This window comes from Streptomyces sp. SDT5-1 (assembly GCF_052245995.1).
In the GTDB taxonomy this organism is placed as follows: domain Bacteria; phylum Actinomycetota; class Actinomycetes; order Streptomycetales; family Streptomycetaceae; genus Streptomyces.
Map to the genome: position 1 here is coordinate 2322701 of NZ_CM125963.1, position 12832 is coordinate 2335532.

A 12832-nucleotide genomic window follows, 5' to 3' on the forward strand; every position below is an offset into this window, starting at 1 on the left:
ATCCCACTCCCCCGATCATCCCCCACGCCACTGACACTCGTACGATGCGGGGATGAACACTGCAGGTCGCACGGCACAGACGGAGAGCAACGGCCTGGACCTCATCCCGTTCCGGGGCGTCCGCTACGTCCCCGAACGGGTCGGCAGCCTCGCCGCCGTGACCTCACCCCCGTACGACGTGGTGGTGCGGCCCGACGGGCTGCTGCACCTGGAGAACGCGGACCCGCACAACATCGTCCGCCTGATCCTCCCGCAGGCCGTGGAGCCGCGGACCCGCAACGACCTGGCGGCCGACACCCTCCGCCGCTGGCTCGCCGAGGGCGTCCTCGCGCCCGACGCCGAACCCGCCTACTACGTGTACGAGCAGCGCAACGGCGACATGCTGCAGCGCGGCATCATCGGCGCCCTGCACCTCTCCGACGCCTCGGAAGGTGTGGTCCTCCCCCACGAGGACGTTATGCCGCATGTGGTCGAGGACCGTGCCGGGCTGATGCGCACGACGGCCGCGAACCTCGAACCGCTGCTCCTCACCTACCGCGGCAACGGCAACGCGACGGGCGCCACCGCCGTCATCGAACGCACGGTGCGCCGCGCACCACTGCTCTCCACGACGACGGAGGACGGCTACAGCCACCGCCTCTGGGCACTCACCGACCCCGCCGACCAGCAGCAGGTCCGCGAGGGCCTCGCCGCCCACCAGGCGCTGATCGCGGACGGCCACCACCGCTGGGCCACGTACCTGCGCCTGCGCGGCGAACACCCGGCGGCAGCAGACTCCCCCTGGGACTACGGCCTCGTCCTCCTCGTCGACACGGCCCGCTACCCGCTCCGGGTCCGCGCCATCCACCGCCTCCTCGGCCGCCTCCCCCTCGACCGAGCGCTCGCGGCGGCCCGCCCCCACTTCCGCGTACGCGAGGTGGCGGGCCCGCTCCCGCACGCCATGGACGCCCTGGCCGAGGCGGCGGCGCACGGCAACGCCTTCCTCCTGACCGGCACCGAGGACACGTACCACCTTCTGGACCGCCCCGATCCGGCGCTCCTGGCCGCCACGATCCCCGGCGACCGCCCGGAGGCCTGGCGCACCCTCGACGCGACCGTCCTGCATTCGACGCTGCTCGGCCACGTCTGGGAGATCCCCGAGGACTCGCCCGCCGACATCGCGTACATCCACGACACCCAGGCCACCGTCGACAAGGCGCGCCGCGACGGCGGCACGGCGGTCCTGATGCATCCGGTCCGCGAGGAGGTCGTCCGCGAACTCGCCCGCCAGGGCGTGACGATGCCCCGCAAGTCCACGTCGTTCGGCCCGAAGCCGGCCACGGGCCTGGTCCTGCGCACGCTGACGGACGATTAGCCGGAAACGACAAAGAGGGGCGGCGGGAACCCAGTGGGTTCCCGCCGCCCCTCTTTGCCTCTGACTATCTATCTACTGGCCGTCCTTCGGCGCCGCCGGGGCGCCGTCGTCCTCGCTGTCGTCGAACGCGTCGACGAACTCGACGCCGTCCAGCTCGGCGAGCCGGTCGGAGGCGTCGGTGCTGCCCTCCTTGTCGGACTCGACGGCCTTGGCGAACCACTCGCGCGCCTCGCCCTCGCGCCCGGCCTCGAGCAGGGCGTCGGCGTACGCATAGCGCAGGCGCGCCGTCCACGGCTGCGTCGCGTTCGAGGCCAGCTCCGGGCTCTGGAGCGTCACGATGGCGGCGTCGAGCTGCCCCATGTCGCGGCGGGCACCGGCGGCCACGAGCCGCATCTCGACCTGCCCGGCCTTGTCCAGCTTCGACACCTCGGGCGCACCGGCCATGTCGAGCGCCTTCTCGGGACGCCCGAGCCCGCGCTCGCAGTCGGCCATGAGCGGCCACAGGTCGACGTTCCCGGTCATCCGCCGCGCGGCCCGGAACTCGGCGAGCGCCTCGCTGTACTTCTGGTTCCCGTACGCGGCGAACCCGGCGGCCTCCCGCACGGCGGCGACGCGCGACGCGAGCCGCAGCGCGATCCGCGAGTACGCGTAGGCGCCCTCCGGGTCCTCGTCGATGAGCCGCGCGACCATCACCAGGTTCTTGGCGACGTCCTCGGCGAGGCCCTTCGGCAGGGACTGGAGCTCCTGCTGCACGCTCTTGTCGAGCTCGGCACCGGAGACGTCCTCGGGGATCGGCAGCCGCTTGATCGGCTCGCGGTCCCGCTCGCGGTCGTCCCGGAACCGGGGCCCGCCACCGCGCCGGTCGTCGCGACGGTCGCCCCGCCGGTCGTCACGGCGGTCGTCGCGCCCGCGGAACCCCCCGGGACGGCCGCCCCGGTCGTCGCGCCGCGGTCCACCGCGCCCACGGTCACGGTCGCGGTCGTCACGGCGGAAGCCGCCGCCGCGGTTGTCGTCCCTGCGCGGGCCGCGGTCGTCACGACGGGGCCCGCGGTCGCGGTCCCGGTCACCGTACGGACGGTCGTCGCGCCGGTCGCGGAAGCCACCGCCACGGTTGTCGTCCCGACGGTCATCACGGCGATCGTCACGCCGGAAGTCCCGACGGTCGTCGCGCCGGTCATCACGGCGGAAGTCGCGGCGGTCGTCCCGCCGGTCGTCGCGTCGCGGCCCGCGGTCGCGGTCGCCGTACGAACGGTCGTCGCGCCGGTCCCGGAAGCCACCGCCACGGTTGTCGTCACGCCGGTCATCACGGCGATCGTCACGCCGAAAGTCCCGACGGTCATCACGGCGCGGCCCACGGTCGCGGTCCCGGTCACCGTACGGACGGTCGTCCCGCCGGTACGAGGGCCGGCCGCCGCGGTCGCGGTCACGATCCCGGTCGCCGTACGAGCGGTCGTCCCGACGCGGTCCGCGGTCGCGGTCGTCGCGCCGGTAGGAGGGACGGTCCCGGTCGCCGTCGCGCCGGTCACGGCGCGGTCCGCCGCCACCGCTGCCGCCGCGGAATCCGCCCCGCTCGCCCCGGGCGCCCCGGTCACCACTGTCCCGTCGGCGCTGATCGCGCTCCGGTCGATCGCGATCGTCGGGAGAGTTGGTGGCCATCGGTTGACTCCTGTCTTCGGTACCGCAGTCATTCTCGCGCAACCGGGGTGCCGGCGCGCTCCGAGAAGAGCTCTGTGAAATAGGTAAAACAAAAAGGACCCTTGGTCCCAGCATGTGTGCCGGGACCAAGGGTCCTCTCAAAAATAGTTCGGCGGCGTCCTACTCTCCCACAGGGTCCCCCCTGCAGTACCATCGGCGCTGTGAGGCTTAGCTTCCGGGTTCGGAATGTAACCGGGCGTTTCCCTCACGCTATGACCACCGAAACCCTTTCAGACATCCCTCGCAAGGGACATGTGAACAGGGCGGCGAACTAGCACACTCTTCAATTGATAAGTGAAACTGTTCTGCCAGCACAACTGTTCGTTGTCTGGGAACAACACAGTGGACGCGAGCAACTGAGGACAAGCCCTCGGCCTATTAGTACCGGTCACCTCCACACCTCACGGTGCTTCCAGATCCGGCCTATCAACCCAGTCGTCTACTGGGAGCCTTAACCCCTCAAAGGGGGTGGGAATACTCATCTCGAAGCAGGCTTCCCGCTTAGATGCTTTCAGCGGTTATCCCTCCCGAACGTAGCCAACCAGCCATGCCCTTGGCAGAACAACTGGCACACCAGAGGTTCGTCCGTCCCGGTCCTCTCGTACTAGGGACAGCCCTTCTCAATATTCCTACGCGCACAGAGGATAGGGACCGAACTGTCTCACGACGTTCTAAACCCAGCTCGCGTACCGCTTTAATGGGCGAACAGCCCAACCCTTGGGACCGACTCCAGCCCCAGGATGCGACGAGCCGACATCGAGGTGCCAAACCATCCCGTCGATATGGACTCTTGGGGAAGATCAGCCTGTTATCCCCGGGGTACCTTTTATCCGTTGAGCGACGGCGCTTCCACAAGCCACCGCCGGATCACTAGTCCCGACTTTCGTCCCTGCTCGACCCGTCGGTCTCACAGTCAAGCTCCCTTGTGCACTTACACTCAACACCTGATTACCAACCAGGCTGAGGGAACCTTTGGGCGCCTCCGTTACCCTTTGGGAGGCAACCGCCCCAGTTAAACTACCCATCAGACACTGTCCCTGATCCGGATCACGGACCCAGGTTAGACATCCAGCACGACCAGAGTGGTATTTCAACGACGACTCCCCCGATACTGGCGTACCGGGTTCAAAGTCTCCCACCTATCCTACACAAGCCGAACCGAACACCAATATCAAACTGTAGTAAAGGTCCCGGGGTCTTTCCGTCCTTCTGCGCGAAACGAGCATCTTTACTCGTAGTGCAATTTCACCGGGCCTATGGTTGAGACAGTCGAGAAGTCGTTACGCCATTCGTGCAGGTCGGAACTTACCCGACAAGGAATTTCGCTACCTTAGGATGGTTATAGTTACCACCGCCGTTTACTGGCGCTTAAGTTCTCAGCTTCGCCACACCGAAATGTGACTAACCGGTCCCCTTAACGTTCCAGCACCGGGCAGGCGTCAGTCCGTATACATCGCCTTACGGCTTCGCACGGACCTGTGTTTTTAGTAAACAGTCGCTTCTCGCTGGTCTCTGCGGCCACCCCCAGCTCACACTGCAAGAGTGATCACCAGAAGTGGCCCCCCTTCTCCCGAAGTTACGGGGGCATTTTGCCGAGTTCCTTAACCATAGTTCACCCGAACGCCTCGGTATTCTCTACCTGACCACCTGAGTCGGTTTAGGGTACGGGCCGCCATGAAACTCGCTAGAGGCTTTTCTCGACAGCATAGGATCATCCACTTCACCACAATCGGCTCGGCATCAGGTCTCAGACTCATGTGAACCGGATTTACCTGGATCACGTCCTACACCCTTACCCCGGGACAACCACCGCCCGGGCTGGACTACCTTCCTGCGTCACCCCATCACTCACCTACTACCAACTTGGGTCAGCGGCTCCACCACTCCCACCACCGGCAAAGCCGGCGCGGGCGGTTTCACGGCCTTAGCATCACTGGATTCGATGTCTTTCGCGTCACAGCGGGTACCGGAATATCAACCGGTTATCCATCGACTACGCCTGTCGGCCTCGCCTTAGGTCCCGACTTACCCTGGGCAGATCAGCTTGACCCAGGAACCCTTAGTCAATCGGCGCACACGTTTCTCACGTGTGAATCGCTACTCATGCCTGCATTCTCACTCGTGAACCGTCCACAACTACCTTCCGGCGCTGCTTCACCCGGCACACGACGCTCCCCTACCCATCACAGCCGCCGTTGGGCGTAATGCTGCAATGACACGACTTCGGCGGTACGCTTGAGCCCCGCTACATTGTCGGCGCGGAATCACTTGACCAGTGAGCTATTACGCACTCTTTCAAGGGTGGCTGCTTCTAAGCCAACCTCCTGGTTGTCTCTGCGACTCCACATCCTTTCCCACTTAGCGTACGCTTAGGGGCCTTAGTCGATGCTCTGGGCTGTTTCCCTCTCGACCATGGAGCTTATCCCCCACAGTCTCACTGCCGCGCTCTCACTTACCGGCATTCGGAGTTTGGCTAAGGTCAGTAACCCGGTAGGGCCCATCGCCTATCCAGTGCTCTACCTCCGGCAAGAAACACACGACGCTGCACCTAAATGCATTTCGGGGAGAACCAGCTATCACGGAGTTTGATTGGCCTTTCACCCCTAACCACAGGTCATCCCCCAGGTTTTCAACCCTGGTGGGTTCGGTCCTCCACGAAGTCTTACCTCCGCTTCAACCTGCCCATGGCTAGATCACTCCGCTTCGGGTCTTGAGCGCGCTACTACATCGCCCTATTCGGACTCGCTTTCGCTACGGCTTCCCCACACGGGTTAACCTCGCAACACACCGCAAACTCGCAGGCTCATTCTTCAAAAGGCACGCAGTCACGACGCAAGGAACAAGTTCCTTGCGCGACGCTCCCACGGCTTGTAGGCACACGGTTTCAGGTACTATTTCACTCCGCTCCCGCGGTACTTTTCACCATTCCCTCACGGTACTATCCGCTATCGGTCACCAGGGAATATTTAGGCTTAACGGGTGGTCCCGCCAGATTCACACAGGATTTCTCGGGCCCCGTGCTACTTGGGTGTCTCTCAAACGAGCCGCTGACGTTTCAGCTACGGGGGTCTTACCCTCTACGCCGGACCTTTCGCATGTCCTTCGCCTACATCAACGGTTTCTCACTCGTCGACCAACCGGCAGATTGATCAAGAGAGATCCCACAACCCCGCACACGCAACCCCTGCCGGGTCTCACACGTATACGGTTTGGCCTCATCCAGTTTCGCTCGCCACTACTCCCGGAATCACGGTTGTTTTCTCTTCCTGCGGGTACTGAGATGTTTCACTTCCCCGCGTTCCCTCCACACTGCCTATATATTCAGCAGCGGGTGACAGCCCATGACGACTGCCGGGTTTCCCCATTCGGAAACCCCCGGATCAAAGCCTGGTTGACGACTCCCCGGGGACTATCGTGGCCTCCCACGTCCTTCATCGGTTCCTGGTGCCAAGGCATCCACCGTGCGCCCTTAAAAACTTGGCCACAGATGCTCGCGTCCACTGTGCAGTTCTCAAACAACGACCAACCACCCATCACCCCGAACCAGTAGTCCGAGTGCACTGGGGCCGGCACTGAAGGCGACCTCGCGGCCGTACCCTCAGACACCCAACAACGTGCCCAACACGCCCAGTTGACGATCTGCGTTCCACGCCGAAGCAGTACTAACAGCCCTCATCCTGAGCGTGCCGAATAATCAACGTTCCACCCATGAGCTATCCACCGTCGAACGTTTGCCGACGTAGTGGCTCTGGCATCCCCGAGGGGACGCTAGATGCTCCTTAGAAAGGAGGTGATCCAGCCGCACCTTCCGGTACGGCTACCTTGTTACGACTTCGTCCCAATCGCCAGTCCCACCTTCGACAGCTCCCTCCCACAAGGGGTTGGGCCACCGGCTTCGGGTGTTACCGACTTTCGTGACGTGACGGGCGGTGTGTACAAGGCCCGGGAACGTATTCACCGCAGCAATGCTGATCTGCGATTACTAGCAACTCCAACTTCATGGGGTCGAGTTGCAGACCCCAATCCGAACTGAGACCGACTTTTTGAGATTCGCTCCACCTTGCGGTATCGCAGCTCATTGTATCGGCCATTGTAGCACGTGTGCAGCCCAAGACATAAGGGGCATGATGACTTGACGTCGTCCCCACCTTCCTCCGAGTTGACCCCGGCGGTCTCCTGTGAGTCCCCATCACCCCGAAGGGCATGCTGGCAACACAGAACAAGGGTTGCGCTCGTTGCGGGACTTAACCCAACATCTCACGACACGAGCTGACGACAGCCATGCACCACCTGTACACCGACCACAAGGGGGCGCCCATCTCTGGACGTTTCCGGTGTATGTCAAGCCTTGGTAAGGTTCTTCGCGTTGCGTCGAATTAAGCCACATGCTCCGCTGCTTGTGCGGGCCCCCGTCAATTCCTTTGAGTTTTAGCCTTGCGGCCGTACTCCCCAGGCGGGGCACTTAATGCGTTAGCTGCGGCACGGACAACGTGGAATGTTGCCCACACCTAGTGCCCACCGTTTACGGCGTGGACTACCAGGGTATCTAATCCTGTTCGCTCCCCACGCTTTCGCTCCTCAGCGTCAGTATCGGCCCAGAGATCCGCCTTCGCCACCGGTGTTCCTCCTGATATCTGCGCATTTCACCGCTACACCAGGAATTCCGATCTCCCCTACCGAACTCTAGCCTGCCCGTATCGACTGCAGACCCGGGGTTAAGCCCCGGGCTTTCACAACCGACGCGACAAGCCGCCTACGAGCTCTTTACGCCCAATAATTCCGGACAACGCTTGCGCCCTACGTATTACCGCGGCTGCTGGCACGTAGTTAGCCGGCGCTTCTTCTGCAGGTACCGTCACTTTCGCTTCTTCCCTGCTGAAAGAGGTTTACAACCCGAAGGCCGTCATCCCTCACGCGGCGTCGCTGCATCAGGCTTGCGCCCATTGTGCAATATTCCCCACTGCTGCCTCCCGTAGGAGTCTGGGCCGTGTCTCAGTCCCAGTGTGGCCGGTCGCCCTCTCAGGCCGGCTACCCGTCGTCGCCTTGGTGAGCCACTACCTCACCAACAAGCTGATAGGCCGCGGGCTCATCCTGCACCGCCGGAGCTTTCAACCCCTCCAGATGCCTGAAGGAGTGTCATCCGGTATTAGACCCCGTTTCCAGGGCTTGTCCCAGAGTGCAGGGCAGATTGCCCACGTGTTACTCACCCGTTCGCCACTAATCCACCCCGAAGGGCTTCATCGTTCGACTTGCATGTGTTAAGCACGCCGCCAGCGTTCGTCCTGAGCCAGGATCAAACTCTCCGTGAATGTTTCCGGGATACCCCGGTGACACCACGAGAGCGGAACAGTCGGAGGAATAATCCGACCGTTCACAGCGTCCTCGCTGTGCGCCATCCCAAAGGGATGGACTTTTTCAAAGGAACCTCGTCCCAGCAGATGCTGGAGACGGGGTATCAACATATCTGGCGTTGATTTTTGGCACGCTGTTGAGTTCTCAAGGAACGGACGCTTCCTTCGTACTCACCCGCAGAACATTCTCTGGGGCTTTCCTCCGGGCGCTTCCCTTCGGTATTTCGTGTTTCCAACCTTACCAGATCCGTTTTCCGTTCCGTTTCCGGTTCGGAGTTCATTTCCGGTGGCCGTTGGAGGGCCTTTGCCTTTCGGCGTGTCCACTACGTTAACCGATTCTCCCGGCAACTCATAATCGAGTTTCGCGAGTTCGAATTTCGGCATGCGGGCACGCCGAAAAGACCCCGCCGGGGGAAGTCGTGATGAGTGGTTTGGCCGCTTCCGGTGGTCGGCTGAGAGCCGGATCCGGTTTCAGCGGCTCGGGCTACATTACGGATCCCGTAGGGGCGCGTCAAGTTCGGCGGCGGCGTGGCGTGTGGGCCCGATAGGGGCTGACCGTCGGGTCGTTGGCGATCCAGAAGCGCCAGGGGTGGACGCCGCCCTCCCCCGAGACGCCGGTCCGCGGACCATTGCGTACCTGGTCGGCGGGGACGGGGGTGCCGTGCAGGACCTTCAGCGGGGAGTCCTTGGGGGCGCAGGCGTCCGTGCCGTCCAGGGAGCGGTCGACGGCGAGGGCCGTGGCGAGGCGGGCGGGGCCTTTGGCCAGTTCCTTGTCATGGCGGGCCGAGAGTCGACGCTCACGGGCCAGTTCCGCGCCCGCGGTGATCTCGCCGGCGCGCAGCAGTACCGCGCTCGCCCGGCCCTCCTCGCCGCAGACGAGGTTCATGCAGTGCCACATTCCGTAGGTGAAGTAGACGTACACGTGTCCGGGCGGTCCGAACATCACGCTGTTGCGGGCGGTCTGCCCGCGGAAGGCGTGGGAGCCGGGGTCCTGCGCGCCGTCGTAGGCCTCGACCTCCGTGAGGCGCAGCTCGATCGGTCCGTCGGGGCCGTTGCGGACCAGCGTGCGTCCGAGGAGGTCGGGGGCGACTTCGAGGACGGGTCGGTCGAAGAACTCACGTGCGAGGGGCGTACGGTCAGGGGCCGCGATCATGCCGTCCGAGGGTAGTGGAGCGGGCGGAAAGCGGCGCGGCGGAACCGGGCGCGGGTGTCCCGCGTTTGTAGTCAGCAGTATTCAGCAGTGGTTCGCACACACGGAGGAGATCGGGTCATGGGGTTCAAGCGGCTGTTGGCGAGTCTGGGTGCGGGCGGGGCGTCCGTGGAGACGGTGCTCACCGAGGTCAATGTCGTGCCCGGTGGTGTGGTTCAGGGTGAGGTGCGGATCCAGGGCGGGTCCGTGGACCAGGAGATCGAGGGGCTCTCCGTCGGTCTTCAGGCGCGGGTCGAGGTCGAGGGCCAGGACACGGAGACGAAGCAGGACATCGAGTTCACGAAGGTGCGGCTCGGTGGCGCGTTCGAGCTGAAGGCGCAGGCCGTGCACGCCGTGCCGTTCGGGCTCGAGATCCCGTGGGAGACGCCGGTCACGACGATCGACGGGCAGCAGCTGCGTGGCATGAACATCGGTGTGACGACGGAGCTGGAGATCGCTCGGGCCGTCGACTCGGGCGACCTCGACCCGATCAATGTGCATCCGCTGCCGTCGCAGCAGGCGCTGCTCGAGGCGTTCATCCGGCTCGGCTTCCGGTTCAAGAGCGCGGACATGGAGCGTGGGCACATCCGGGGGACGCGGCAGAAGCTGCCGTTCTACCAGGAGATCGAGTTCTACCCGCCGCAGCAGTACCGGGGGCTCAACCAGGTGGAGTTGAGCTTCGTGGCGGACGACCGGGAGATGGACGTCGTCCTGGAGATGGACAAGAAGCCGGGTCTGTTCAGCGAGGGGAGCGACACGTTCCGCTCGTTCGTGGTCGGGCACCAGGACTTCCAGGGCACCGACTGGTCGGCGTATCTGCACCAGTGGCTGTCCGAGGTCGGCAGCAAGCGGAACTGGTTCTAGGGTTTCAGGAGCAGGGTCGTCGGGCCCTGCCGGACCAGCGTTTCCGTAGATCCAGGAGGTGTCGTTGTGACCGAGCAGCCCACGAGGGCCTCGCTTCCTCATGACTTTCATCCGCAGGTGCCGTCGTTCACCGTCGTGAGCCAGGACTTCGAGCCGGGCGGCACGCTGGGCGACGCGCAGGTGTACGCGGCGGGGAACACGTCGCCGCACCTGCGCTGGGAGGGCTTCCCGGCGGAGACCAAGAGTTTCGCCGTGTCGTGCTTCGACCCGGACGCGCCGACGGGCAGTGGTTTCTGGCACTGGAGCGTCTTCGACATTCCGGCCTCGGTGACCGAGCTGCCGGTGGGCGCCGGCAGCGGCAAGTTCGAGGGGCTTCCCGAGGGCGCCGTGCAGGTGCGCAACGACTACGGGACGAAGGAGTTCGGGGGCGCCGCGCCGCCTCCCGGGGATCCCGCGCACCGTTATGTGTTCACCGTGTACGCGGTGGACCAGGAGAAGCTCGGTCCCGACTCGGATGCCACGCCGGCCTTTGTCGGGTTCAACCTGCGGTTCCACACGATCGCGCGGGCCCAGGTCATCGCCGAGTACGGGGCGCCCGCCGAGGGCTGATCCGCTTTCCCAGCGTTCACCGAACGTTTGCCCGCCCCTGGTCTTGGAATTGATCAGGGGCGGGCAGTTTTTTGCCTGGTCCCCCTGGGGGATGCAGTTATTGCGTTGTCCATCTCGGCGTGCACGGCCAGAGTTGACGCACGGACGCCGAGGGGTGATCCGCTGCGTACGGGAGGTGGGCAGGGTGCGGGACACACTGGTGCTGAACGCGAGCTTCGAGCCGCTCTCCACGGTGACACTCAATCGAGCCGTCGTGCTGGTCCTTCAGGACAAGGCCGTCGTGGAACAGTCCCACCCCGAGCTGCGGATGCGCGGTGCCGCGATCGACATTCCGGTGCCTCGGGTGATCAGGTTGTGCAGGTATGTCCGGGTGCCGTTCCGAAGACGTGCCCCGTGGTCGAGGCGGGGTGTGCTGGTCAGGGACCAGCACAGGTGTGCGTACTGCGGGAAGCGGGCGACGACGGTCGACCACGTGGTGCCGCGTTCGCACGGTGGTACGGACACCTGGCTGAACACGGTGGCGTCGTGTGCCGACGACAACCACCGGAAGGCGAACCGGACGCCGGAGCAGGCGGGGATGCCGCTGCTCTGGGAGCCGTTCGAGCCGACGCCGGCCGACGCGATGCTGTTGTCGCTCGGTTCCGGTGGCCGGGCCGGGCTGCCGGACTGGCTGGCGCGGACCGCGGCGTAGGGGCGTGACGCACAGGGCCCGTCGACCTCATGGTCGGCGGGCCCTCGGCCGTTCGGGGCGGGGTCAGTCGATCGGCGGCTGTTCGCGACGGGGCTGGGGCGGGGTCGGCATGACGGGGGGTGTGCCGTCGCCGCCGCCGGTCATGGGGCCGAAGTTGCCGATGGCGCCGGAGAGGCCCTTGAGGGCGTCGCCGATCTCGCTGGGGACGATCCAGAGCTTGTTGGCGTCGCCCTCGGCGATCTTCGGGAGCATCTGGAGGTACTGGTACGAGAGCAGCTTCTGGTCCGGGTCTCCCGCGTGGATGGACTCGAAGACCGTGCGGATGGCCTGGGCCTCGCCCTCGGCGCGCAGGGCCGCTGCCTTCGCCTCACCCTCGGCCTTGAGGATCGCGGACTGCTTCTCACCTTCGGCGGTGAGGATCTGGGACTGCCTGATGCCTTCGGCGGTGAGGATCGCGGCGCGCTTGTCGCGGTCGGCGCGCATCTGCTTCTCCATCGAGTCCTGGATGGAGGTGGGCGGCTCGATCGCCTTGAGCTCGACGCGGTTGACGCGGATGCCCCACTTGCCGGTGGCCTCGTCGAGGACGCCGCGCAGTGCCGCGTTGATCTCCTCGCGGGAGGTCAGGGTCCGCTCCAGGTCCATGCCACCGATGATGTTGCGGAGGGTGGTGACGGTGAGCTGCTCGATGGCCTGGATGTAGCTGGCGACCTCGTAGGTGGCGGCCCGCGCGTCGGTCACCTGGTAGTAGATGACGGTGTCGATGTTGACGACGAGGTTGTCCTGGGTGATCACCGGCTGGGGCGGGAACGGGACGACCTGTTCGCGGAGGTCGATGCGGTTGCGGATCGAGTCGATGAACGGGACGACGATGTTCAGGCCCGCGTTCAGTGTCCGTGTGTAGCGGCCGAAGCGCTCCACGATGGCGGCGCTGGCCTGCGGGATGACTTGGATGGTCTTGATCAGGGCGATGAAGACCAACACCACCAGAATGATCAGGACGATGATGATCGCTGACATCGAGTCTCCCGTGCCCCTCGTACCGTTCGTACCGTCGTGGTCCCGACGCGCTCGCGCCGGAA

At 64.7% G+C, this 12832-nt stretch carries 7 protein-coding genes and 3 rRNA genes; 4 read left to right on the forward strand and 6 right to left on the reverse strand.

Annotated features, from left to right (window positions below):
• The first annotated feature begins 52 nt into the window (after nucleotides 1-52).
• On the forward strand, nucleotides 53-1354 hold the full coding sequence (locus ACTWJ8_RS10855; protein ID WP_443263700.1) for a DUF1015 family protein: 1302 nt from the start codon (nucleotides 53-55) through the stop codon (nucleotides 1352-1354).
• A gap of 72 nt (nucleotides 1355-1426) precedes the next feature.
• On the opposite strand, the gene ACTWJ8_RS10860 is transcribed toward ACTWJ8_RS10855, so the two are convergent.
• The 5 genes from ACTWJ8_RS10860 to ACTWJ8_RS10880 all read right to left on the reverse strand — a co-directional run bounded on the left by ACTWJ8_RS10860 (nucleotide 1427) and on the right by ACTWJ8_RS10880 (nucleotide 9553).
• Nucleotides 1427-2107 carry a hypothetical protein gene (locus ACTWJ8_RS10860; RefSeq protein WP_443264863.1) on the reverse strand — a complete coding sequence of 227 codons (681 nt, stop codon included), beginning with the start codon at nucleotides 2105-2107 and terminating at the stop codon, nucleotides 1427-1429.
• A 1049-nt stretch (nucleotides 2108-3156) separates the two neighbouring features.
• Nucleotides 3157-3273 (reverse strand): 5S ribosomal RNA (gene rrf / locus ACTWJ8_RS10865).
• A gap of 134 nt (nucleotides 3274-3407) precedes the next feature.
• Nucleotides 3408-6532: ribosomal RNA gene (locus tag ACTWJ8_RS10870) — 23S ribosomal RNA — on the reverse strand.
• Between the two features lie 300 nt (nucleotides 6533-6832).
• Nucleotides 6833-8358: ribosomal RNA gene (locus tag ACTWJ8_RS10875) — 16S ribosomal RNA — on the reverse strand.
• The 16S, 23S and 5S rRNA genes sit together here, the layout of an rRNA operon.
• Nucleotides 8359-8911: 553 nt before the next feature.
• Nucleotides 8912-9553, reverse strand: coding sequence for a DNA-3-methyladenine glycosylase (locus ACTWJ8_RS10880; RefSeq protein WP_356388587.1), 642 nt, complete (start codon nucleotides 9551-9553; stop codon nucleotides 8912-8914).
• A gap of 117 nt (nucleotides 9554-9670) precedes the next feature.
• Between ACTWJ8_RS10880 and ACTWJ8_RS10885 the strand changes: the two genes are divergently transcribed.
• The 3 genes from ACTWJ8_RS10885 (at nucleotide 9671) to ACTWJ8_RS10895 (ending at nucleotide 11753) form a co-directional block, all read left to right on the forward strand.
• The gene (locus ACTWJ8_RS10885; RefSeq protein ID WP_356388585.1) at nucleotides 9671-10453 is read left to right on the forward strand and encodes a sporulation protein; all 783 of its coding nucleotides are present in this window, start codon (nucleotides 9671-9673) and stop codon (nucleotides 10451-10453) included.
• A gap of 66 nt (nucleotides 10454-10519) precedes the next feature.
• Nucleotides 10520-11062 (forward strand): YbhB/YbcL family Raf kinase inhibitor-like protein, encoded by a 543-nt coding sequence (locus tag ACTWJ8_RS10890; protein WP_356388583.1) that lies wholly within the window; start codon nucleotides 10520-10522, stop codon nucleotides 11060-11062.
• Between the two features lie 184 nt (nucleotides 11063-11246).
• Nucleotides 11247-11753, forward strand: a complete 507-nt coding sequence (locus ACTWJ8_RS10895) for an HNH endonuclease (RefSeq protein WP_356388581.1) — start codon at nucleotides 11247-11249, stop codon at nucleotides 11751-11753.
• A gap of 63 nt (nucleotides 11754-11816) precedes the next feature.
• Here ACTWJ8_RS10895 and ACTWJ8_RS10900 read toward each other — a convergent pair whose 3' ends face one another.
• On the reverse strand, nucleotides 11817-12770 hold the full coding sequence (locus tag ACTWJ8_RS10900; protein WP_356388579.1) for an SPFH domain-containing protein: 954 nt from the start codon (nucleotides 12768-12770) through the stop codon (nucleotides 11817-11819).
• Between the last annotated feature and the right edge of the window lie 62 nt (nucleotides 12771-12832).

Coding starts and splice junctions, on each gene's coding strand:
- ACTWJ8_RS10900 (WP_356388579.1), bottom strand. CDS start 12,770: ATGTCAGCGATCATCATCGTCCTGATCATTCTGGTGGTGTTGGTCTTC.
- ACTWJ8_RS10880 (WP_356388587.1), bottom strand. CDS start 9,553: ATGATCGCGGCCCCTGACCGTACGCCCCTCGCACGTGAGTTCTTCGAC.
- ACTWJ8_RS10855 (WP_443263700.1), top strand. CDS start 53: ATGAACACTGCAGGTCGCACGGCACAGACGGAGAGCAACGGCCTGGAC.
- ACTWJ8_RS10885 (WP_356388585.1), top strand. CDS start 9,671: ATGGGGTTCAAGCGGCTGTTGGCGAGTCTGGGTGCGGGCGGGGCGTCC.